Consider the following 22,366-nt stretch of genomic DNA (forward strand, 5'->3'; position numbering starts at 1 on the left):
TCCATAAGTTACACTCCGTTATTTCACTGCTTGAACAAGTCTTGGCGCAATCTCCTGCAGGGGCAGAAGATGACGCACGCATTGCAGCTCTACAGCTGAACGCGGCATACCATAGACAACACATGTTTCTTCATTTTCGGCAAAAGTTGAAGTGACTCCGGTCTCGTATAATTTTTTCATCATACGCGCCCCGTCACTTCCCATACCTGTCAGAAGTACAAGGTGTCGTTGTAAAGATGTAAACGGCAGAAGTGACTCAAACATTGTATCCACTGAAGGTCTATGACCATTCACTTGTTGATCCTCACTCAGCTTCAAGATGAATCTTCCGTCTGCTGCCTTGTGAACTCTCAAATGGAAACCACCTGGGGCAATATAAGCCGTCCCTTTTTTTAGCATCATTCCGTCTTCTGCCTCAACTACCTGTAGCGGGCTGAATGTATTCAACCGTTGAGCCAGCGAACGGGTGAAATTAGGTGGCATGTGCTGCACAATAATTACTGGCGCCGGCAAATCTGCAGGTATCTGTTCCAGTAAAGTCTTGAGAGCTCTTGGTCCACCGGTTGAAGAACCGATCGCAACAATTTTGTTGAAAGATCCTTCCATTCCCCCCGAAGCTTTATAAGCCGTGTTAAGCTTGATCGACTCTTTCGCGGGTACAGGCACAGAACTGGCTGCTGGCTGCTTTGTCGTGAGCCTAGGTGCATCTGGCGGTCTAACCTCTTTGCGAGCCTGCAATGGACTTACAGGCGGTTTGCCCGCTTTATCCGTATTCGTCGCGCGAACGGGTTGATCAGGCTTAGGTATGATTTCCTTTTTAGCGGTCGTACGATCCGGTTTCGGTTGAATCGGCGGGACGTTTGATTGCTTTTTAGCCTGCACCACTTCAGCACGTTCTTCGAATGAACGCCCACTTTTCGGGAGTACCGGCGGAACCGCTTTACGGGACGATTCAACCTTGTCCTTCGTCGGCTCCTCCTTCTTCACGAATTGCTCTGGAGGGACAACGGTATTGCGCGCGGCCTCCATTTTTTTGATCGATTCTTTACGTTCAGCTTTTCGCTTCACTTCTTGCATGGCTGCACGCATTCGTTCAACCAGTGCTTTGCCAACCTGCGCAATATCCTGATCATGCACGACAGAGGGCTTACGAATAAAGTCAAATGCACCAGCTTCTAGCGCCATAATTGTCTCTTTCATGCCTTGTTCATTAATACCAGAGAGCATAATCACAGGAATGAAAGAATCTTCCATTATTGATTTTAGCGCATCTAGTCCATTCATCTCCGGCATTTCAACATCCATCGTGATAATATCAGGTTTAAGTTCTAACGTTTTTTGGATGGCTTCTTTGCCGTTTGATGCTGTTGCCGTAACCTTAAACTCCGAGTCCGCTTCAATTAAATCCGTCACAATTTTGCGCATAAAAGCGGAATCATCGACAACCAATACTTGATAGACCGCCATATTGTGTCACCCCTGTTCCTTTATTCAGAAATCATGTTGTTCGTTTAAGCCACTTTTTCATAAATCCCCTGATTCCTGACAAGGTTCCGGATTCCGAAGCTGCAGGTACAGCCAGATATCGAAGGGCAAGTTTCTGTATATCTTTAGAAGCTTTGCAGTGGGGATAGGCCAAACGATAGGGCGTCTGTTTCTTCACCGCTGTAACGACCTGAGCATCCTCTGAGATATACCCCAAAAGCGGGATATCTGTTTGCAAAAACCTCCTTGCCACTCCAGCGATTTTATCCGCTACACGCTCCGCCTCCCTTTCGTCTTCAGCCCGGTTTACAATCATTCGAAAAGGAGTTGCATGCTCCTGACCATGCATTACTTTCACTAAGGCATAAGCATCCGTTATTGAAGTCGGTTCAGGTGTAGTTACTATCAGGCATTCATCAGCAGCGCTGATGAATCTCATATTTTCTCTGGAGAGGCCAGCCCCGGTATCGAAAATGACGTAATCCATCTCTTGCGCAATGTCCTCCACCTGACTGGCGAAAAACTCCAGATCACGATCCGACAAGGAGAACAATTCTTTCATTCCCGACCCACCTGCTATATATGGCAAGCCATCAGCACCGAGTTGTATGATTTCCCTTATAGTTTTATGTCGGTATAAAAGATGATACAGATTATAGGAAGAAGAAGTTCCCATTAAAACATCGATATTTGCCATGCCGATATCTGCATCAAATACCAGTACCTTTTTTCCCATGGAGTGCAGTGTCAGTGCAAAGTTTAGTGTAAAGTTGGACTTGCCTACCCCGCCTTTACCACTAGCTACCGTAATAATTTTGGAGGAACGGTTACTCCCTTTACTTTCATCGCTCTCCAGTGGCGCAGAGACCAAACTTCGGAGTGATGCTGCCTGATCCTTCATTGTGTCCCGTCTCCCAATAACGCATGGGATAACCATTCCACATCGGGCTTCAGCAGATCATCAGGCACATTCTGTCCATTTGCTACATAAGCAAGTTTCAGCGGGAAACGATGAAGCAAATTAAACAGTGGACCGCAGGTTCCTGTTTCATCCATTTTGGTAAAGATCACTTTATCCAATCCATATTTACTGAAATGTTCGGTAATCTGAACCATATCCATGCTTTTCGCGGTCATACTCATCACCAGAAAGGTTTCACTATTCTCTACGGGAGCAAGCAAACTTTGCAGTTCTGAGACAAGCAATTCATTTCTATAGTTTCTGCCTGCCGTATCCATAAAGATCAGATCACAGTGTTCTAATCTGGATATGGCACGCTGCGTATCCCCTGGAGATTGCACAACTTCCAGTGGCACATTCAGAATCGATGCATATGTTCTAAGCTGTTCAACCGCAGAGATTCGGTACGTATCCGAAGTAATGAAACCCACTTTACGCTGATTTTTAAACATCTGTTCAGCAGCCAACTTGGCAATCGTCGTTGTTTTGCCAACTCCCGTTGGTCCAGCTACGTACACAATCCGAGTGCTCGGCAATATTCCCTCTTGAATACGGTCTTTCAGGAAATCCGCAACCTCAGAACTCAGCGCCTTTTCGATATCCGATTCGTGCAATTCACCCTCGACTAACCCCCGCTGAATGGGTTCAAACCAAGATTCCCATACTTCTGGCCAAATTTCTTGTTCCATCAGTCGCTCCTGGCACTTCATTAATTCATCAGGAAGCGTCTCAGCGGTTGTACCTTGTTTGGCAAGCTTGGTCATCATCTGCTTCAAATCTTGTAACTCATTAAACAGTTTATCCTGATGCTGATCTAAACCCGGATCATTAATACTAGATGTTGAACCCGAAAAATCCGCCCCTTGCGGTCGCGGTTTATGCTCACTGCTCAGTGAATCTGAGCCGTAATTCATCTTTGCATCTATATCACTTGAATTGGATACAGATGGAACAACAACCGTTTTCTCCTGCCCTTTTTGGTCAGCTGCAGTTGCAGCTCCCCCTTCTTCAAAACCAGCCGCAAAAGAACGAGCGGTTTGAGCATAAGCTTCAGGTACAAACGCACGGGGCACAGGCGTAAATGGATTTTGAGTCTTCTTTACAGAAGGCCCCTTCGTCTGATTGGATTGTTCTTTATCTACTGCTGCAACCACTTCGATCCGTTTCTTGCGGAACATCCCGAGCACTCCGCCCACCTTGATTTCTTTGGTGGACAGAATGACGGCGTCGCTTCCCAGGTCTTTGCGAATTTGAAGCATAGCTTCGGGCATGGTCTCAACAACGTATTGTTTTACTCTCATAAGTTCACCACCCCGATACTTTGAATTTCAACATTCGGCTCCAACTCGCTATAGGAAAGCACCGGAATATCCTGCATCGTTCGTTCAATAACCTGACGCAGATACATTCGAATGGTTGGAGAAGTTAAGACGATGGGCTGTTGGCCCGATTGAATTAAACGATTAACTTGTTCACTCAGTTTTTGATACACACTTTGAGTAGAAACTGGATCCAGTGCCAGGTAACTGCCTTGCTCCGACTGTTGTACACTTTCAGCAATTTTCTTCTCAAGTCCTGGTCCAACGGTAATCACTTGAAGGGTTTCGCCTTTTTGTGAGAATTGTTGCGTAATCTGGCGTGATAATGATTGTCTGACATACTCGGTCAACACATCAGGATCCTTCGTATATGTTCCGTAATCTGCAAGCGTTTCAAAGATCGTTACCATATCACGAATCGACACCTTTTCACGCAACAACTTGGCAAGTACCTTTTGTATATCACCAATCGAAAGGACGGAAGGAATGAGCTCATCCACAAGTGCGCCATAGTTCTCTCTAAGATTATCCACTAGTGCCTTCGTCTCTTGTCTTCCAAGCAGTTCGTGTGCATGTTTCTTGATGAGTTCTGTCAGATGAGTTGCAACGACAGAAGGCGGATCGACAACAGTATACCCAGCGAGTTCTGCCCGATCTTTAGTTACTTCATCAATCCAAAGTGCAGGCAGTCCAAAGGCTGGCTCTATTGTTTCTATTCCTGTTACAGACTCTTCGTCGTATCCAGGACTCATCGCAAGATAATGATTCAAGAGCAGTTCCCCGCCCCCAACCAGATTCCCCTTAATTTTGATCACATACTCATTAGGCCTTAGCTGAATGTTGTCCCGAATTCGGATGACAGGTACCACCAGACCCAGTTCAAGAGCACATTGTCTTCGGATCATAATGATTCGATCCAGCAAGTCTCCACCTTGTTGATTATCAGCCAGTGGAATCAGTCCGTAACCAAACTCGAATTCGATCGGATCCACCTGGAGCAAATTAATAACACTTTCAGGACTTCTGACTTCTTCAATCTGCTGTTCTTCTTCCATTTGTTCTTCTGCTTCCTGTTTCAAATTCAGATTATTCTGCATTCGCCAGGCAGCATAAGCAAGAACACCTGCCAGAGGGAGCGTTGTCATCACATGAATTGGAGTAAAGAATCCCAGCATTGCTATAACAAAAGCTACGATATAAATGAGTATCGGATATGTAAACAACTGGCCAGTAATGTCATCTGCCAAGTTCCCTTCCGATGAGGCTCTGGTAACGATCAGCCCCGCTGCTGTCGAAATAAGAAGTGCAGGAATCTGACTAACCAATCCATCACCTATCGTCAAAACCGAGTAAGTGGAGAGTGATGTTGAAAAATCGTAACCATGTACCGTCATACCGATGATAAAGCCACCGATCAGGTTAATCAGGAGAATGATAATACTTGCAATGGCATCCCCTTTTACGAATTTGCTGGCACCATCCATCGCCCCATAAAAGTCAGCTTCACGTTCAATTTTGGAACGACGTTCACGGGCCTGCTGTTCGTTTATTAATCCTGCATTCAAGTCAGCGTCGATACTCATTTGTTTACCGGGCATTGCATCAAGGGTGAACCTTGCTGCTACTTCAGCTACACGCTCAGATCCTTTGGTAATAACGATAAACTGTACCACCACGAGGATCAAAAACACGACAAATCCAATGGCTATCTGACCGCCAGCTATCCAACTACCGAAAGTAGCAACAACGGCTCCCGCATCACCTTTACCAAGGATGAGCTTCGTGGTTGAGATGTTTAGTGCCAGACGGAACAATGTAGTAATGAGCAGCAAAGCTGGAAATATGGAAAACTGCAACGCTTCTTTGCTGTTCATGGCAACAAGCAGGATCATCAAAGCTATAGAGATGTTAACAACAAGCAGCATATCGAGCAGCCAGATCGGGATCGGGAGAATCATCATTAACACAATGCCGATAATCCCCGCAAGGATAGCTAAATCTTTTGTTTTCAATGAATGTACGGCCTCCGATCCCTGTTATTTCGTTCTGCCCTTAAGTTTATATACATAAGCCAGCACTTCGGCTACAGCTTGGAACAAATCGGCTGGTATAGCGTCACCAATCTCAGCTCTCTGGAACAATGCCCGTGCCAGTGGTTTGTTTTCCATTGTTATCACACCGTGTTCTTTGGCAATTTCTTTAATGCGCAGAGCCACATAATCCTGCCCTTTAGCGATAATTTGCGGAGCTTCCATCTCAGATCCTTCATACTTCAATGCTACAGCAAAGTGTGTCGGGTTTGTGATGATTACATCTGCATTCGGTACTTCCTGCATCATACGCTGCATAGCCATACGACGCTGACGCTCACGAATTTTGCCTTTGATCAACGGATCGCCTTCCATTTTCTTATACTCATCCTTGATATCTTGCTTGGACATGCGAAGTTTTTTTTCGTTATCATACTTTTGATAGATGTAATCAAATATAGCCAAAACCATAAGAGCGGCAGCAATCTTAACTCCGAGACTCAAGGTTACTGAAGCAGCAAAGTGTAAAATTGCATCAAGTGAGAAATGGGAAAGTGCTGCTATGTCTGCCTTGTAATTGATAAAGGTGCTGTATACCATATAGCCAATAATTGTCATTTTAAAAACTGTCTTGGCGAATTCTACCAATGAACGCAGCGAGAATATATTTTTGAAGCCCTTGATCGGATCCAGCTTCTCAAGCTTCGGCTTCAATCCCTCACCTACGAGGAGAAATCCAACCTGCATATAGTTCACAAGTAAGGCTACAAGATAAGCAACAATCAAAACAGGCGCAAGTAATAACATAACTTCTATCCCATACCGCATCATCAGAGCCATCACATTCTCACTATTCACTTCCATGCTCAGCCTGTTCATGAAAATATCCGTGAACAATCGAACGATGCGCACCTTGTAAAAATCACTAAAAGTCATAAGGATTAAAAATGTAAAAAGCAGAATAGATGCTCCTGATATTTCTGCGCTCTTAACAACTTGTCCCTTTTTACGAGCATCCTGCCTCTTCTTTGGAGTGGCTTTTTCCGTTTTCTCTCCGGAAAATAACTGAAGGTCGAGTTGAAGTTTCATGTGAGTCTTACCCTCCATCTCCATCTCCCTCATCCCGGCCTTTGCCCAATCGTCCCAAGCAATTTCTCCATGGATTTAAACATCACTTCAAATAATTGACTAAATATAAATCCAAAGCTGGGAACGAGCAAAAGCAAAATGGCCAAGCCAACAAGAAGTTTAAGTGGCATTCCGACAGCAAAAACATTGAATTGTGGAGCCGTTTTGGCCAGAAACCCCAAGCCTACATCTGTCAAAAATAACGCTACTACAATAGGAGCTGCCATTTGAAAGGCTAACATAAAGGATTGCCCCAACGTTTGCACCAAAAATTCTGCTATACTTCCATCTGCCAGTCTGATATAAAATTGATTTGATAATGGAATCCAGCGGTAACTATAAACCACTCCATCCAGTAAATAATGATGACCATTCATTGTCAAAAAGAGCAGCATGGCAAAAGCATATTTCAGGTTACCTGTAAGCGGTGCAGATGCACCAGTCATAGGGTCGTAAACATTAGCCATAGCAAAACCGATCTGAAGATCGATAAATGTACCCGCTGTCTGGACTGCAGTCATAAGAAGGTAGGCTGTAAATCCTAATAGCAGGCCAACAAAGATTTCTCTGATAACCAGCAGGATGTAACTTAAGTCAGTCGGAACGGTTTGATGGATGCCAAAGGTCATGTAAACTGTCAACGTAACAAAAGCAGATATTCCCACCTTAAAAGAAGTAGGTACATTTCGTGCTGAAAAAACCGGTGCTGTTACAAAAAATGAGGCTATTCGACAAAACATAAGCAGAGCAACAGGGAAACTTTGCAACAATGTCTCCATCGGCAAAAGCCTACCCTACGTATCTGTACAGATTATCGAGTATGTTAAACGTGAAATCCATTAATATATTCAAGATCCAAGGCCCAAACATAAGTACTGCAAGCAGTACTGCAACAATTTTGGGTACAAAGGCGAGCGTTTGCTCCTGAATTTGAGTCGTAGCTTGAAAAATACTAATAATAAGTCCTACAACCAGAGCTAGTATAAGCATAGGTGCACTGGCCAGCAATGACGTGTATACTGCTTTTCCGGCCAGACCGATAATAAACTCCGAAGTCATGACCGTCCTCCTTTAACGTTCCGGTTCAAGTATTGAAACTCAGCAACAGTGACTTGACTACCAGATACCACCCGTCTACCAGAACAAAGAGCAGTATTTTAAAAGGTAATGAGATCATGACCGGGGGAAGCATCATCATACCCATAGCCATGAGTGTACTCGCCACAACGATGTCGATTACCAGGAACGGGATAAATATCATGAATCCCATCTGGAAGGCTGTCTTGAGCTCACTGATTGCATACGCAGGTACCATTACAGTGATTGGAATATCCTGATACGACTTAGGCTGATCCGCCTGAGTGTATTTCATAAACAACAAGATATCCTTCTCACGCGTGTGAGTAAACATAAATTTCTTAATCGGATCGGCTGCCTTTTCAAGTGCCTCTGTTTGTGTCAAATCTCCCTTGAGATAAGGTTGCAATGCAACCTGGTTAATGGAAGACAACGTTGGAGACATAATGAAAAGTGTTAAAAAAAGTGCCAGACCAACCAATACCTGATTCGGAGGCATTTGCTGTGTTCCGAGTGAGGTTCGGACAAACCCAAGTACAATAACAATCCTCGTAAAACTGGTCATCAATACCAGCAATGCCGGTGCTATGCTCAGCACCGTAATTAATAGAATAATAGATAATGAACTCGTACTCGGCGTGCTACCGTCACCGTTCCCAATCTGAATATCAATGTTAGGAATCGGCTCGGCAAAAGCCACCGTAACGGAAGCCAGGCTGATAAGTCCTATGAAACAACACGCTAACCAAATCTTTTTCTTCATGAATCACTCGACCGATCTGTAGTATTGTCTTGATCCAGGATCTTCTCCATCTTTTCTTTACGGTTTGGCCTCTGCCGAAGTTTGGATTCAAACATCTCGTGAAAAGAAGTGGTGTCCTCAATTTCTATATCTCGAGGCGGTTCTTCTTTACGAAGACGTTTAGCAAGCTTGGCAATGATCGGCGAGAGACTCCCTTGCTGTGAAGCAGCATCCCGTTCAAAGGAATCTACAATTTTCTGCGCTTCCTCCAGATCCGAAACTTTATCCAGCAGCTGTATGTTCTCGCCAACACCAATCAAATAAACGTTTCCGCCGATCTCCAGAATTTGCAGTGACTTATTCTGTCCTAGTCCGACTCCGCCCAAAATGCGAATGGTTCCGCTTCGAAACCATTGCTGATTGCGTTTGTTCAAGAATCGGATCAGGTAGACAATAAGAACCAGAATGACGGCCAGGACAACAATCACCCATACTAGCTGTAGATAATAATTGATTCCCGCGCCAGCTGGTTCTGGAGTACCACCCTGAGCCATCAACATGTTTCTTAAGCTCCCAGTGTTTTGCTAATCGCTTCGATAACCCGATCAGATTGGAAAGGTTTAACGATGAAATCTTTAGCACCAGCTTGAATAGCGTCAATAACCATCGCTTGTTGTCCCATCGCAGAACACATAATTACTTTTGCATTTGCATCGATTTTTTTGATTTCTTTCAATGCAGCAATACCATCCATCTCAGGCATTGTGATATCCATTGTGATCAGATCAGGACGAAGTTCTTTAAACTTCTCAACTGCTTGTGCACCATCCGGTGCTTCTCCTACGACTTCGTACCCATTTTTGGACAAAATGTCCCGGATCATCATTCTCATAAATGCAGCGTCGTCTACGACTAAAATTCGGTTTGCCATCTTGATTCAAATCCTCCCTGAATTGTGCTTATTGTAATTTCTGAATACGGTCCCATTGGCTTAGAATATCTATAACACGAACACCAAAGTTTTCGTCAATGACGACAACTTCTCCCTTGGCGATCAGTTTGTTATTGACCAAAATATCGACAGGTTCACCAGCCAACTTATCCAGTTCGACAATCGAACCTTGTGATAATTCCAATATATCTTTAATTTGCTTTTGGGTCCTTCCTAATTCTACGGTGACTTTAAGGGGAATGTCCATCAATAAATTCAAATTGTTTTCGTCTACATTAGCAAAAGCCCCATTTTGCAAATTAGCGAATTGAACAGGCTGTACATTCACATTCCTATTTGGTGCACCACCATAGTGTTGAGGCTCACCGTAAGCTGGCTGTGGTGGCATGTTGTATGGCTGCTGCGGTGGCATGCCGTATGGTTGCTGTGGTGGCATACCTTGAGGCATCCCCATCGGAGCTTGACCATATCCACTATAGTCCTGAGCAGGCTGCTGTGGAACATGTGGAGGCATCTGTTGCTGGGCCACCGGCTGTTCCATAACCGGTGGCGGCGTTGGTGGTGCCACTGGCGCCGGAGCAGGCTCGGGTGTTGAAGCGACAGGAGCACTGGATGTCGACTCTTGAGCTCCTCCGATTAACATATCCACCATGTTTTTTGCAAAATGTACAGGAAGCAACTGCATCAGATTCGAATCAATCAAATCCCCCACTAACAGACGGAACGAAACTTGAATAAGTGTTTCATCTGGTGGTAGATTGGTCACACCCTCGCCGCTCTCCAAGTTGAGAATATCAATTCCTGGAGGAGAAATATTAACAAACCGGTTGAAGATGGTCGACATAGATGTGGCAGAAGACCCCATCATTTGGTTCATCGCTTCCTGTACCGCACTAATGTGAATTTCGTTCAGTTCTTCGTCGGCCGGATTTCCTTCACCGCCCAGCATTAAATCAGCGATAATTTGCGCATCTCTCTTTTTGATAACCAGTGAGTTAATGCCCTCAAATCCATCCACATAATTCACATGAACAGCAACATGTGGTTTCGGGAAAGCCTCTTCAAACTGTGTTCGACTGATGATCGATACTTTAGGTGTTGTAATATCTACTTTAAGTCCCAGTAGCGTGGACAATGCTGTCGCAGCACTGCCAAATGTGATGTTACCAATCTCCCCCAAGGCATCCTGTTCCAGCTCCGTCAGAAAATCATCAACCGTTTTCTCAGCGGGTTCAGAACTCGAGATGGATTCCGATTGCCGGAGCAACGCGTCGATCTCTTCCTGGGATAAATAATCCTTACTCGTCAAATTCTTCAACTCCTTCGGTGACAATTTGATCTATTTGCACAGCCACACGGTCCTTAATCGTTCCCGGGCTGCCGATATACTTCAGCCTGTCACCAACTTTAATGGAAAGCCCCTCTTCCACCGGTTTATTCAGCGTGATGACATCGCCAACCGATAATCCTAAAAACTCGGCTATCGAAATTCTGGATTCACCAAGTTCGGCTACAACAGGTAATTTGGCTTTGTTTACACGTGATCTCAGCGCTTCGTATTCTTCCGGAGCTCTCGTTTTCTTCTCCGAAACAAACCACTGATGTGTTGATAACCGGGACATAATAGGCTCAAGAACGACATGCGGTATACACAAATTGATCATGCCTGTGGTATCGCCGATTTTGGTACTTAGCGAGATCAAGGCAATGGTCTCATTGGGAGATACAATCTGCATAAACTGAGGATTCGTCTCCAACGCTTCCATTCGAGGCGAGATATCCAGTACCGTCTTCCAAGCTTCCTGCAAACTTTCGAAGGCTCGGCTGAATATCCGTTCCATTATTGTCGTTTCAATTTCCGTCATGCTTGCAATTTTGGTCGGAGCACTGCCCGTACCTCCAAGCAGGCGATCCAACATCGCATATCCCACGTTCGGGTGAACCTCCATGACCATTCGTCCCTGTAATGGCTCTGCTTCGAAAATGTTCAAAATCGTCATCTTGGGAATAGAACGGATAAACTCGTCATACGGCAACTGTTCTACCTGCACAACATTGATCTGAACAAACGTCCGCAGCTGGGCCGAAAAATAAGTGGTGAGAAAACGAGCAAAGTTTTCGTGAATACGGGTCAAGCTTCGAATGTGATCCTTGGAGAAACGAACTGCCCGTTTAAAATCGTAAGACCTGATTTTCTTCTGATTTTCTTCCTTTTTCAATTCCTCGGCGTCCATTTCGCCTGAAGAAAGGGCTGCTAATAGGGCGTCAATCTCGTTTTGTGATAATACATCCACCATGTTCTCACCCCCTTACAGGTCTACAGCTTGTTCTATTCACTATATTGGTGCTATAACAATGTCTGAAACGCTAGTGCTTTTCAATTTCGGCTCAGGCAGCGCCTCATTAATTAGCCCTGTCAGTCGCTCATTGAATTGTTTCATACCTTTAGCCGAACTCAGTTCCTCAGCCTTGGTGTCTGCGAGCGCCTGAATGACAATTGGTTTTACTGTAATATTCTTGATTTTCTCAAAATCTTCTTTAGCTTTCTTATCCGATAACTCGAAAGAGAAGCTAACAATAATAATACGGTCTGCACCAGCCAAATTAGTCTTAATCTGTGCCAGCTCGGACGAAACCTCTACAATTTCATCTGCAGTCAGCTTTTTTTCTTCAGCAGCTGCCGCTGTATGTGTATTGTCGTTCTTGCCTGGCCCAATCATTACAATAACTACGACCACAATAAGTGTGATTGCAAGTAACACCGTTGCAATCCAGGGCATCATTTTTTTCATCAGGACTCCTCCGTTTGCTGCACTTTAATCGTGGCTGCCTGAACTCCAATTTCACGATTGTATTCTTTGATCTTGGAAATCACCACATCGGCCTTCTCAAGAACGATTAGCCTTTTTCCCGTTACCAGAGTGATATACGTGTCCGGCGTCTCTTCCACGATCTCGACCATCAGCGCATTTAACCACATGGGAGAACCATTTAACCGCGTAACTGAAATCATGCTAAGCCCCCTCAATCAGAGTGGAGGAGCAAGCTCCCCCACCATTTCAAAATTACTAATCAGTTATTAACGTTTCAGGTTAATGACCTCTTGAAGCACATCGTCTGATGTTGTAATAATCTTGGAGTTCGCTTGGAATCCACGTTGTGCAACAATCATTTCCGTAAACTCATTGGTCAAATCCACATTTGACATTTCGAGTTGACCAGCAATGATAGACCCTGTACCGTCCGCTGCACTGTTGGCAGTCACTGGATCAAGCGTTCCACCCGGGTTTGCGTTGGCCGTCATACGGTACAAGTTGCCACCGATTTTCTCCAAACCTGACGGGTTTACTACTTTACCAATACCAAGTTGTGATCCTGTCTGGATTGTTCCATCAGCCATCGTCTGGTTAATCATTCCATCCTGGCCAATCGTAAACGAAACGACATCATCATCTAGCGTAATATTTGCCCCACCGTTGTCGAGAACAAATAATCCGTCAGAAGTTACCAGATTACGATCCGCATCAACCGTAAAGTTGCCTGCACGAGTCAGATATGGCGTAGCTTGAGCATCACTCAGACGTACGAGGAAAAATCCATCACCGTTAATCCGAAGATCAGTAGGACTATTCGTAGTCATTGGACTTCCCGCCAAGTGCATGGTGTCAATGGAACCTACCGACACACCTAGACCAATCTGTTGTGCATTGACACCACCCGTTGGTGTAGCTGTTGGAGCTGTTACACCTGAAGTCGTTTGACTCATAATGTCTTTGAACATCACTCGGCTTCCCTTAAATCCAACCGTATTAACGTTCGCAATATTATTACCAATGACATCGAGTTTGGTTTGAAAACCCCTCATACCGGAAACGCCTGAGTACATCGATTTCAACATTTCAAAAAATCCTCCCAGCCTTAATTTGGTTGCCGCGTCAGTCAGTCAGCGGCATTCCGGCTCCCGAGAAGGGCCAGCCGGTTAAGAAATAATTACAGCACTATCAATCTGAGTAAAGACATTATCTTTCATGCTAGCACTATCCATTGCTGTAACGACAGTTCGATTCTTGACATTAACGATAAAAGCCATATCCTGCATCAGGATTAGTGACTCTTTGGCCCCCTTGGCCGCAGCTTTATCCAGTGCAGACCCAATCTGTTTCATCTGCTCCGTTTTCAATTCAATTCCACGCTGTTCTAATCGCTTCGCTGCATGGTTACTGAGTTTTAGCAGATTATCCCCCAGTACTTGTGCAAAAGGTTTAACCGGCGCACTAGATGTTTCTCCTGCTTGAGGTTTGCGAAGCATGTTCGGAGTAACAGGTCCTGTGTACAGTTGTCCAACTATTATACGGTCACTCATAAGCTCTGCTCACGTTCTTCGGACTCACTCTTCTCGGCATCAACGTCAGATGACTCACTAGCAGTAGAATTTGTAACACGACTCTGAGCATTCTCTACAGGAGTCTTGCTCTCTTCCGTTTGTTTTGCACGATTTACCTGAATGATCTCGTCCAGCTTGATTTCGTCGTTGCCCACCTTCGCGTACTGAACCCCGTCCCGCACAATAATGGAATCCACTATACCTTGACGAGATGTGCCAGTGTCCGTTTTATCAGAAGAAAGCCAACTGATCTCCATGCCTATCATGCCAGATACAGCTCCGAGTGACTGATTCAACGTTTTGAGTTGTGTTGAGATATTTACCAGTTGCTCCACCGAGGTGAATTGAGCCATTTGAGCGATAAACTCTTTGTCTTCCATCGGCTGTAACGGATCCTGATTCTGTAACTGTGTAATCAAAATTTTGAGAAATTGATCTTTACCCAGCTCTTTTGTCGCAGTACTTGTTGTTGCTCTATTCGCAGCTGAGTAATTGGGCCACGTATTATTCGTAGAAAAAATTTCGTTCGCCATGTATTCACCTCATTCCTGTTTAAGCCTCTGCACTAAATGAATCGCGCTTAATTTCGTGGCCTTCCACCTGTTCACTCCGCCAGTTGCGCAACTCTTCCTGCAGTCCGGCTGCTGTTACAGCTTCATCATTATGCTCCCCACGTTCACGGGAACGCCGTTGCTGCTGAGACTGATTTCCCTGTTGCCGACCGCCATCCTGATACATTTCGGATCCAAGCGAACTGTTCTGAGTTACTTCGAGCCGCTCCACTTGAATGCCTTGTGACTGTAATGAGGAACGAAGCTGCATCATCTGTTGTTCAAGCATATCTTTCGCCATAACATGTTCTGTCATAAACTTGGCAACCAATTGTCCGTTTTGTAACGTAATCTGCACATCCAATCTTCCCAGATGCTCAGGTCGGAGTGAGATTGTTGCTTCGGAAAAACCTTTTTGATTCACAATATCCAGTTTGCTCACCATGAATTGTGTCATTTCCTTAGCGAAATGCGATACCTGCATCACCGGCTCAGCCGGCTTCCCCATCGCTGTACCTGAGCTTCGTAAAGACAACTCTCCAGCAGTGACAATCGTGTGATGCTGAATCAATGCATCTTCATTTGAAACAGATTTTGAATCAATGGTTGTAGCTTTTGATTCCAACTGCGTTGCTGCTATTCCATTGGTTTCAGATACATTTGATGCTGTTTTAGATGCTGCAGCCGAAGCTACATTAGCCGTTTGAGCAGTTGAACCCTTTATCATGGAGAACGTATCCAGTGTCGATTTGAGTTCTGACCAACCCTTTTTGCTATCCGTCTCAATTCCAGCTTGTCTCAACTGATTTTGCAAATCCTGAAGAAGTTGTTGGAATTCGGGAGCATGTTTTACTACAGCACTATCCGTTTTAAGAACTTTTGCTGCCAGCTGTGTTAACACGTCCTGTAATACAAAACGCATTGCAGCCGGATGCTGAGATAATTCAATAGCAGATCCAGATTTCGCGTCAAGCTCCTGATTACCGGTGATTGAATCTAAAGAAGTTTGCTCATTGCTGTCTTGTTTACTTAATAAAGCGTTCAATTGCTGGATCAATGTTTGAAGACCTGCAAGCAAGGCTGGATCATTGTCCAAAGCTTCATCTAAACGATCCAAATCACCAAATAATTTCTCAAGCTTTCCACTTAAATCCGAAGAATCAGTATCAGCAAATAATGAACTTAACGTATCCGTGATCGACGTGTTCTTGCCTTCATTCTCTGAAGCAAACGTAAACATTAGCGAATTAGCAGACTTGGTTGTTGCTACACCATTTGTTGCTTCAGCACCTTGACTGTTTCCCCCGCCTCCAGTCAATGACTGTGCCAAGGTCTGCAGAAACCCACCGCCAGTTTCAGTAATCGAACCTTTCGACTGTCCTGTAGATGACTGAGTTGCACCAGATGTTTTGGAAGAAGCTGCAGTATTCATTTGATAAATAAGTGACATTTTTTTCACCTCCCCTCCAGGCGTTAAGATCAAAACTGTTACTTATTGCCCATCAGCCGATTCAACACCTTGGCCGTTTCAACCGAATCTTCTTTTGACATGTTCTCAAGCAGTTGAGATCGAGTTGCATCGTTGACAGAATTCAGTATAGTCAGTGTTTTATCCGGGCTTATTTTATACGTTTCCAGCAAGAGTTTGGCTCCGCTGGAAGCAGACATGGAAGCGAAGGTCTGACTCAACTGATTTTTATCCAAGTTCTTGCTGGTGGTGGTTGTTGTCGTAGTTGCCGCTGCTGTTTCCTTTTTCAAACGGGATTGCAGTGCATCCAAGGCAAGATCGCCTGAAGGCTTGGCATCCTTCATCAGCATGGTTACATCCGCTGCAGTCTTCGGATCCATCTTCTCCAGCACCTTCGTCCGGGCAGTCGACTGCATTGCACTTAACATGAGAACCATTTCTTCATTCGTCATATTTTGCAAAATCGGCGCCGCCTTGCTTGGACTCATATCCGCGTACATTTTGGCTAATCCTTTAATTTGTTTTTGATAATCACTTTCTGCTTCAGGTTCTGTAGTTGCAGCTGTTTCAGAAGCCTTTTTGGCGTCATCGAGTTTCTTTTGCAAATCAGCCGTTTTCTGCGTCTCCGCAGTAGCAGCTTCTTTAGCCGCTTTTGCTTCTGCTTCTTTTGCTGTTACTTGGGATTTCAGTTTTTCAATCGTTGCTTCGGCGCTTTCAACCTGCTTTTCACTCTTCTCCAGCTTTTCTTTCTCAGGGTCGAGCACTGGATCAGGCACCCAATTTTTGACTACAGGAATTTTTTTGGCAAGTTCAAGCGCGTTATTCCGAATATCTACATTAAATAGAGTAAGCAATACACCCAGTAAAACCACTGTAAATACAATCGGGATCGAGATCATGAGAAACTTTTCCCATCCACTCCCGGATTCTTTTTCGATATCAGTGTCTTTAACAGCCACCGTTCATTCCTCCTTCACGAGACAACTTCGCATCCGGCTCACATCAGTTCGCACGGGCTTTGGCGGCGAAGCGTACAGTAGCCATCTCGTCCAGATCGTTCTGTTCCCGGAGGAGCATCTCCTGCTGAAATCTGCCTTTAGCCTTATCTTTCGCTCCAAGCCACACTTTTTCGTCAATCACTTTTCCATTCAGAAAGCTCTGATTCCGTTGCACGTTGACCTGTGCATGCTCAACATCACTGTTCTTCCGCGATATGCATTCGTCAAGGTGATATACATATCGCTGCATTTCTTGCAAACTGGATATGGAAGCACAATTTTCAATTGCCGATTGAATGATGTTCATCAGATTATTTCGATCATTGATCAATTGCATCAAATGTTCTTCTTCTGTCTGAAGTTTACCGATTGCTGTGGATAACATCCATTCTGCCTGTGTCTTCTCATTGCTTTTCAGGTCAACAACCTTCTGGAAATGATATCGAAATTTCATCGTTTACCCCTTCATCTCCTTGCGAATTCGAGAATTAAACGCTCCTGCACTTCACTTAACGTTACTTTCTCATCGACTTTTTGCTTTGTGAAATTCCAGATATGATCAATCTGATCCATTGCTTCATCTATAGCTGCATTTGATCCACGTTGATAAGCACCGATGTTGATTAGATCTTCGGACTCCTTGTACACAGCCATCAGACGTTTCATATTGTTAACCGCATCAATCTGGTCTTCAGGAGCGATGTCCTTCATGACCCTACTGATACTTGCAAGTACATCAATCGCTGGAAAATGACCTTTATTGGCTATCGAACGGTTCAACACAATGTGACCATCCAATATGCCCCGGACTGCGTCTGCGATTGGTTCATTCATGTCGTCCCCATCAACGAGTACGGTATAGAAGGCGGTAATTGAGCCTGTTGGCCCTGTCCCTGCCCGTTCCAGCAGTTTTGGCAAACTCGCAAAAACGGAAGGCGTATACCCTCTCATCGCAGGTGGTTCCCCAACGGCCAGCCCGACTTCCCTCTGAGCCATGGCATAACGGGTAACCGAATCCATCATTAACATGACATTCATGCCCCGATCTCGGAAATACTCCGCAATCGTCGTTGCTATTACAGCGCCCTTAATCCGAATCAGAGCAGGCTGATCTGATGTTGCCACAATGACAACAGATCGTTCCAACCCTTCGGGGCCAAGATCCCGCTCGATAAAGTCACGAACCTCACGTCCACGTTCACCCACCAGTGCAATTACATTTACATCTGCTGCGGTATTCCGGGCAATCATACCCATCAATGTACTCTTACCTACACCCGAACCGGCAAAAATACCAACCCGCTGACCTTTACCTACGGTGAGTAAACCGTCGATTGCTCTCACGCCGACACTCATCGTTTCAAGCACACGAGGTCTGTCCATAGGATTCACAGGTGTGTTTGAAGTTGAATACATCGGCATTCTGGATGGCAACAATGAACCGTCAAGTGGCTGACCAAGTCCATCCAGCACTTTACCGAGCAATTCAGATCCTACTTGTACACCTAACGGTTTACCTGTTCCGACTACATCACAACCGGGACCGATCGATTGAAGTTCCCCCAGCGGCATAAGTAGCACCTTGTTATCACGAAACCCGACAACCTCGGCCTGCAAAGGCTTGGCAGATTTACCGGGGTAGATGTAACATACATCGCCAATGCTGGCATCCGGCCCCTCTGATTCAACCATCAAGCCAATAACCTGAGTTACTTTTCCGTTTATACGTACAGGATCGAATTGCTGCAGATGCTCCATATAACGCTGTGAACTAAGAACCTTCATGTTGATGTTTTCGCTCCTCATCCTCAAGTGCTATGCGGATCAGTTCTTTTTTGATCTCGGTAAGCTGTGTATCAATTCTTGCGTCAACACTTCCAAATGAAGAACGAATAACACAGCCTTTATCTTTAACTGTAGCATCAGGCAAAATTTGCAACTCCGCTTGCGAATCAATCGAAAGAGCAAGTTCCTCCCGGGCAGCTTGTACAAAAGAAAACTGCTCTGGCGCTACACAAAGTGCAATCTGTCCCTGCTCCCTTTTCCTCGACAAACTCTGACGTATCAATTCAATCATGTGTTCAGGCTCTACGGTAAGCTGTTTATCTATCACTTTCTCCGCAATGCCACATGCAAGTTCAACTAAAAATGGCTCCGCTTCCTGAATAATCTGCTCTTTGGCAACATACGCTTCCTGAAGCACGCCTTGTGCTTCGTTCATCATCTCTTCGATCTTCACCTGGAGATCCAGTTCAGCTTGTGCTCTTCCCTCTTCAAACCCTTGCTGAAAACCTTGGGCGCGGAGAGCTTCGGTCAGATGTTCATCCTGCTCTCGTTGTTCCTGCCACCAGCGATCGATCTGTTCTCGGGCTTCCTGAAGCATTCGCTCCGCTTCTTCCGAAGCATCACGCACCTGCTTTTCCGCAAACTCCTTGGCATCTTCCAGCATTTCAGCAGTAAGACGTTCTGTCTCTTCATCTACCCGTGCCCGAAGCACTTCCGATTCAGAAACTGCCCCGCCGCCCTCATCGAATTCCGTCTCACCTTCACCGCCATAATAGTGATGATTTTCGAGCCTTTTATGATCTTCGATCGGTACATACTGGAAAGATTTAATCAAATTAGACAATGATATCATCTCCTCCACCACGTGCGATAATGATCTCACCAGATTCTTCCAGTCTGCGGATCGTACCTACGATACGTGTCTGAGCTTCTTCCACATCACGCAGCCTTACAGGGCCCATGAATTCCATTTCTTCCTTGAATGTTTCGGACATCCGTTTCGACATATTACGGAATACAGCTTCACGCACTTCTTCGCTTGCGACTTTGAGCGCAAGCTGCAGATCCGCATTGTCGATATCCCGAATAATACGTTGAATGGAACGATCGTCCACATTGACGATGTCTTCGAAAACAAACATCCGTTTTTTGATCTCTTCTGCAAGTTCCGGATCCTGAATCTCGAGGGAGTCCAAAATTGTACGTTCCGTCCCTCGATCGACACCATTCAAAATCTGAACGATAGATTCGATACCGCCTGCATTTGTGTAATCCTGGGTTACTGTTGAAGACAATTTATGTTCCAGCACACGTTCCACTTGTGAAATAACTTCTGGTGAAGTGCTGTCCATCACAGCTACTCTGCGAGCAACATCTGCTTGTTTCTCCTGAGGGAGAGAAGACAGAATTGCCGCTGCTTGTTCGAATTGCAGGTAAGACAGTACAAGCGCAATCGTTTGCGGACTTTCATTCTGAATAAAGTTCAGAATTTGATTCGGATCAGCTTTGCGTGCGAAGTCAAAAGGTCTAACTTGCAGCGTAGCTGTTAAACGATTGATAACTTCAAGTGCTTTCGAAGAGCCAAGTGCTTTCTCCAAAATTTCTTTGGCGTAGTTGATCCCTCCTTGAGAGATGTACTCCTGTGCCAAACAAATCTGATGGAACTCGGACATAATCAGGTCCTTTTCGGATGCATCCACCTTCCGCACGTTGGCAATTTCCAACGTAAGCTGTTCAATCTCCTCATCACGCAAATGTTTGAAGATTTGAGCAGATACTTCCGGACCTAGTGTAATCAACAATATTGCTGCTTTTTGTCTACCAGTTAATCCTGCATTGCCTGCCTTTGCCAATATGTTCACCTCTATTCGTCAGCCAGCCACGTACGCAGCAGATTGACGAATTCGTCTGGCTTTTTCTTGGCCAAACTCTCCAATTGTTTGCGCACCTGACTTTCGTTCGTCACACTGTCCAATGTTATGGACGGGAATTCTGTTGCTACCGGGAGCGGAATTTCTTCCTCTTCTTGAATCTCATTTTGTTTACGACGACGACGCACTAACAAAATAACCACCGCAGCGATCAGGACCGCAATCAGTGCTCCGCCACCCCACATCATCGCAGGTGTTAATTGGAAGCCTGTATTCGCATCTGCCGCTGCTGCAAAACCTTGTGACATAACTGAGACTTTTTTGGTGAGGTCTGCGTCAGTTATTGTTGTTCCTGAATCTGCCAGCGAAGCACGAACGATGTTAACCAAAATATTTTCGATTGCATCTCGAACCGGCTGCTGTAAATCAGTCTGTCCTGTAGGTGGTTCAACCGCCACGTTGATGGTTAAATCTTTTACAGTATATGGGCTTGAAATGATGTCTTTGGCGATTCGATTCACTTCATAATTGATAGTGCTAGATGACTCTTCAGAATTTGCATTGCTATTGGAATCAGAAGACGGATAACCCGGAACGTCCTGTTGTCCGGTTCCTGCTACGCCACCTGTTGGAGTTCCTCCACCGGTATAACTCTTCTGAATTTGCTGCACACTGATCTCGATGCCCTTCATGTTCTCTTGATCAACGGGTGTAACTATGTTTTCTTTACTGGTCACTTTATCAAAGTTCAGTTTAGAGGCAACCAGTACGTTGACTTTGTCCTCACCTACAATTTGAGAAAGAAATTGCTTAACGTTGTTTCGGACATCACTCTCGAACTTTTTCTGTAACGCCATGTTTTCCTGCACTTCGGATGACAAGCCGCCACTACCACCGCGAGCTGTTGGAATAAGTTCAGCTTCATCTGTGTTCGTGATCGTAATATTCTCGATCGGCAAGTTCGGAACGGCTGTTTTAACCAAATTAAAGTACCCGTCCACAGCTGCCTGATTAGGATGATACCCCGGTTTAAATTGCAATGCTACGGAAGCCGAAGCTTTATCCTTTTCTTCCAGGCCGGCAAAGATATTATCTTTTGGCATGTTAACAAGGACTTTCGCATCCTGAATCCCTTGCATACGCTGGAGCAGCTTTTCGACTTCTCCATTTAACGCATTGTTATACTTCACATCAAACTCTTTATCTGTCATGCCGATTGGCGATGATGAGCTTTCAAATGCTTTATAACCCAGCGAACCATTTTGAATGATACCTTGGGAACCGATATTCACTTTGGTCAGCGCCACATCCGTGCTGGGCACAGAAATACTTTTTCCGTCCGCGCTAAGTTTATATGGGATATTTGAAGAGTTCAGATAATTAATTACACCAGCTGAATCACTTGCATTTAAATCTGTGAACGCAACTTCGTATTCTGTCTTGGATAACTGCATCGTGAGAACCACTGCTGCCAAAATCAGAAATAGGAAAGTTGAAATAAATAATGTTTTCTGCTTCTTGCTAAAGCTATTCCAGTACTGTGAAATCTTATCCCTGTACTGGGCAATTCTCTCATTCACTCTGTCACCCCATCCGAAACTTTGCTTAGTCTGTC

Annotated in this window: 24 protein-coding genes; all 24 read right to left on the reverse strand. The window is 44.9% G+C overall.

Going from position 1 to position 22,366, the window contains the following annotated elements:
- Nucleotides 1-18: 18 nt before the first annotated feature.
- The 24 genes from cheB to fliF all read right to left on the reverse strand — a co-directional run bounded on the left by cheB (nt 19) and on the right by fliF (nt 22,331).
- Nucleotides 19-1,467 (reverse strand): chemotaxis-specific protein-glutamate methyltransferase CheB, encoded by a 1,449-nt coding sequence (cheB, locus tag ACR8BL_RS05470; protein WP_434756592.1) that lies wholly within the window; start codon nt 1,465-1,467, stop codon nt 19-21.
- Between the two features lie 31 nt (nt 1,468-1,498).
- Complete coding sequence (locus ACR8BL_RS05475) at nt 1,499-2,386, reverse strand: MinD/ParA family protein (protein ID WP_434751674.1); 888 nt, start codon at nt 2,384-2,386, stop codon at nt 1,499-1,501.
- Complete coding sequence (gene flhF / locus ACR8BL_RS05480) at nt 2,383-3,747, reverse strand: flagellar biosynthesis protein FlhF (protein WP_434756593.1); 1,365 nt, start codon at nt 3,745-3,747, stop codon at nt 2,383-2,385. The genes ACR8BL_RS05475 and flhF overlap by 4 nt, the downstream gene beginning before the upstream one ends.
- Nucleotides 3,744-5,777, reverse strand: a complete 2,034-nt coding sequence (gene flhA / locus ACR8BL_RS05485) for a flagellar biosynthesis protein FlhA (protein WP_434751676.1) — start codon at nt 5,775-5,777, stop codon at nt 3,744-3,746. The genes flhF and flhA overlap by 4 nt, the downstream gene beginning before the upstream one ends.
- Nucleotides 5,778-5,801: 24 nt before the next feature.
- The gene (flhB, locus tag ACR8BL_RS05490; RefSeq protein WP_434758330.1) at nt 5,802-6,884 is read right to left on the reverse strand and encodes a flagellar biosynthesis protein FlhB; all 1,083 of its coding nucleotides are present in this window, start codon (nt 6,882-6,884) and stop codon (nt 5,802-5,804) included.
- 29 nt (nt 6,885-6,913) lie between these two features.
- The gene (gene fliR / locus ACR8BL_RS05495; RefSeq protein WP_434756594.1) at nt 6,914-7,702 is read right to left on the reverse strand and encodes a flagellar biosynthetic protein FliR; all 789 of its coding nucleotides are present in this window, start codon (nt 7,700-7,702) and stop codon (nt 6,914-6,916) included.
- Between the two features lie 10 nt (nt 7,703-7,712).
- Nucleotides 7,713-7,982, reverse strand: coding sequence for a flagellar biosynthesis protein FliQ (gene fliQ, locus ACR8BL_RS05500; RefSeq protein WP_434751678.1), 270 nt, complete (start codon nt 7,980-7,982; stop codon nt 7,713-7,715).
- Between the two features lie 25 nt (nt 7,983-8,007).
- Nucleotides 8,008-8,763 (reverse strand): flagellar type III secretion system pore protein FliP, encoded by a 756-nt coding sequence (fliP, locus tag ACR8BL_RS05505; protein ID WP_434751679.1) that lies wholly within the window; start codon nt 8,761-8,763, stop codon nt 8,008-8,010.
- A complete protein-coding gene (locus ACR8BL_RS05510; RefSeq protein ID WP_434753025.1) occupies nt 8,760-9,296 on the reverse strand; it encodes a flagellar biosynthetic protein FliO in 537 nt (178 codons plus the stop codon). The genes fliP and ACR8BL_RS05510 overlap by 4 nt, the downstream gene beginning before the upstream one ends.
- Before the next feature lie 11 nt (nt 9,297-9,307).
- Entirely contained in the window at nt 9,308-9,673 is a 366-nt protein-coding gene (locus tag ACR8BL_RS05515; RefSeq protein WP_090923862.1) for a response regulator, read from the reverse strand.
- A gap of 28 nt (nt 9,674-9,701) precedes the next feature.
- On the reverse strand, nt 9,702-11,003 hold the full coding sequence (gene fliY, locus ACR8BL_RS05520; protein ID WP_434751680.1) for a flagellar motor switch phosphatase FliY: 1,302 nt from the start codon (nt 11,001-11,003) through the stop codon (nt 9,702-9,704).
- A complete protein-coding gene (gene fliM / locus ACR8BL_RS05525) occupies nt 10,993-11,991 on the reverse strand; it encodes a flagellar motor switch protein FliM (RefSeq protein ID WP_434751681.1) in 999 nt (332 codons plus the stop codon). Before fliM ends, fliY begins: the two co-directional genes overlap by 11 nt.
- Nucleotides 11,992-12,030: 39 nt before the next feature.
- Nucleotides 12,031-12,486, reverse strand: a complete 456-nt coding sequence (locus tag ACR8BL_RS05530) for a flagellar basal body-associated FliL family protein (RefSeq protein ID WP_434751682.1) — start codon at nt 12,484-12,486, stop codon at nt 12,031-12,033.
- Nucleotides 12,486-12,707 (reverse strand): flagellar FlbD family protein, encoded by a 222-nt coding sequence (locus ACR8BL_RS05535; protein WP_434751683.1) that lies wholly within the window; start codon nt 12,705-12,707, stop codon nt 12,486-12,488. Before ACR8BL_RS05535 ends, ACR8BL_RS05530 begins: the two co-directional genes overlap by 1 nt.
- 66 nt (nt 12,708-12,773) lie before the next feature.
- A complete protein-coding gene (flgG, locus tag ACR8BL_RS05540) occupies nt 12,774-13,592 on the reverse strand; it encodes a flagellar basal body rod protein FlgG (RefSeq protein WP_434751684.1) in 819 nt (272 codons plus the stop codon).
- Between the two features lie 81 nt (nt 13,593-13,673).
- Nucleotides 13,674-14,003, reverse strand: coding sequence for a TIGR02530 family flagellar biosynthesis protein (locus ACR8BL_RS05545; RefSeq protein WP_434753026.1), 330 nt, complete (start codon nt 14,001-14,003; stop codon nt 13,674-13,676).
- Nucleotides 14,004-14,053: 50 nt separating this feature from the next.
- On the reverse strand, nt 14,054-14,611 hold the full coding sequence (locus ACR8BL_RS05550; RefSeq protein ID WP_434756595.1) for a flagellar hook capping FlgD N-terminal domain-containing protein: 558 nt from the start codon (nt 14,609-14,611) through the stop codon (nt 14,054-14,056).
- A 19-nt stretch (nt 14,612-14,630) separates the two neighbouring features.
- On the reverse strand, nt 14,631-16,079 hold the full coding sequence (locus ACR8BL_RS05555) for a flagellar hook-length control protein FliK (protein WP_434751686.1): 1,449 nt from the start codon (nt 16,077-16,079) through the stop codon (nt 14,631-14,633).
- A gap of 38 nt (nt 16,080-16,117) precedes the next feature.
- On the reverse strand, nt 16,118-17,056 hold the full coding sequence (locus tag ACR8BL_RS05560) for a MotE family protein (protein ID WP_434751687.1): 939 nt from the start codon (nt 17,054-17,056) through the stop codon (nt 16,118-16,120).
- A 43-nt stretch (nt 17,057-17,099) separates the two neighbouring features.
- The gene (gene fliJ, locus ACR8BL_RS05565) at nt 17,100-17,549 is read right to left on the reverse strand and encodes a flagellar export protein FliJ (protein ID WP_434751688.1); all 450 of its coding nucleotides are present in this window, start codon (nt 17,547-17,549) and stop codon (nt 17,100-17,102) included.
- 11 nt (nt 17,550-17,560) lie between these two features.
- On the reverse strand, nt 17,561-18,880 hold the full coding sequence (gene fliI / locus ACR8BL_RS05570) for a flagellar protein export ATPase FliI (RefSeq protein WP_434751689.1): 1,320 nt from the start codon (nt 18,878-18,880) through the stop codon (nt 17,561-17,563).
- On the reverse strand, nt 18,867-19,724 hold the full coding sequence (locus tag ACR8BL_RS05575; protein ID WP_434751690.1) for a FliH/SctL family protein: 858 nt from the start codon (nt 19,722-19,724) through the stop codon (nt 18,867-18,869). Before ACR8BL_RS05575 ends, fliI begins: the two co-directional genes overlap by 14 nt.
- A complete protein-coding gene (gene fliG / locus ACR8BL_RS05580) occupies nt 19,717-20,742 on the reverse strand; it encodes a flagellar motor switch protein FliG (protein WP_434751691.1) in 1,026 nt (341 codons plus the stop codon). The genes ACR8BL_RS05575 and fliG overlap by 8 nt, the downstream gene beginning before the upstream one ends.
- A gap of 2 nt (nt 20,743-20,744) precedes the next feature.
- The gene (gene fliF, locus ACR8BL_RS05585; RefSeq protein WP_434758331.1) at nt 20,745-22,331 is read right to left on the reverse strand and encodes a flagellar basal-body MS-ring/collar protein FliF; all 1,587 of its coding nucleotides are present in this window, start codon (nt 22,329-22,331) and stop codon (nt 20,745-20,747) included.
- Nucleotides 22,332-22,366: the final 35 nt, after the last annotated feature.

Origin of the sequence: Paenibacillus amylolyticus (genome assembly GCF_051136285.1) — a bacterium.
GTDB classification, from domain to species: domain Bacteria; phylum Bacillota; class Bacilli; order Paenibacillales; family Paenibacillaceae; genus Paenibacillus; species Paenibacillus amylolyticus_F.

Coding starts and splice junctions, on each gene's coding strand:
- cheB (WP_434756592.1), bottom strand. CDS start 1,467: ATGGCGGTCTATCAAGTATTGGTTGTCGATGATTCCGCTTTTATGCGC.
- ACR8BL_RS05475 (WP_434751674.1), bottom strand. CDS start 2,386: ATGAAGGATCAGGCAGCATCACTCCGAAGTTTGGTCTCTGCGCCACTG.
- flhF (WP_434756593.1), bottom strand. CDS start 3,747: ATGAGAGTAAAACAATACGTTGTTGAGACCATGCCCGAAGCTATGCTT.
- flhB (WP_434758330.1), bottom strand. CDS start 6,884: ATGAAACTTCAACTCGACCTTCAGTTATTTTCCGGAGAGAAAACGGAA.
- fliR (WP_434756594.1), bottom strand. CDS start 7,702: ATGGAGACATTGTTGCAAAGTTTCCCTGTTGCTCTGCTTATGTTTTGT.
- fliQ (WP_434751678.1), bottom strand. CDS start 7,982: ATGACTTCGGAGTTTATTATCGGTCTGGCCGGAAAAGCAGTATACACG.
- fliP (WP_434751679.1), bottom strand. CDS start 8,763: ATGAAGAAAAAGATTTGGTTAGCGTGTTGTTTCATAGGACTTATCAGC.
- ACR8BL_RS05510 (WP_434753025.1), bottom strand. CDS start 9,296: ATGGCTCAGGGTGGTACTCCAGAACCAGCTGGCGCGGGAATCAATTAT.
- ACR8BL_RS05515 (WP_090923862.1), bottom strand. CDS start 9,673: ATGGCAAACCGAATTTTAGTCGTAGACGACGCTGCATTTATGAGAATG.
- fliM (WP_434751681.1), bottom strand. CDS start 11,991: ATGGTGGATGTATTATCACAAAACGAGATTGACGCCCTATTAGCAGCC.
- ACR8BL_RS05530 (WP_434751682.1), bottom strand. CDS start 12,486: ATGAAAAAAATGATGCCCTGGATTGCAACGGTGTTACTTGCAATCACA.
- ACR8BL_RS05535 (WP_434751683.1), bottom strand. CDS start 12,707: ATGATTTCAGTTACGCGGTTAAATGGTTCTCCCATGTGGTTAAATGCG.
- flgG (WP_434751684.1), bottom strand. CDS start 13,592: ATGTTGAAATCGATGTACTCAGGCGTTTCCGGTATGAGGGGTTTTCAA.
- ACR8BL_RS05545 (WP_434753026.1), bottom strand. CDS start 14,003: ATGCTTCGCAAACCTCAAGCAGGAGAAACATCTAGTGCGCCGGTTAAA.
- ACR8BL_RS05550 (WP_434756595.1), bottom strand. CDS start 14,611: ATGGCGAACGAAATTTTTTCTACGAATAATACGTGGCCCAATTACTCA.
- ACR8BL_RS05555 (WP_434751686.1), bottom strand. CDS start 16,079: ATGTCACTTATTTATCAAATGAATACTGCAGCTTCTTCCAAAACATCT.
- fliJ (WP_434751688.1), bottom strand. CDS start 17,549: ATGAAATTTCGATATCATTTCCAGAAGGTTGTTGACCTGAAAAGCAAT.
- fliI (WP_434751689.1), bottom strand. CDS start 18,880: ATGAAGGTTCTTAGTTCACAGCGTTATATGGAGCATCTGCAGCAATTC.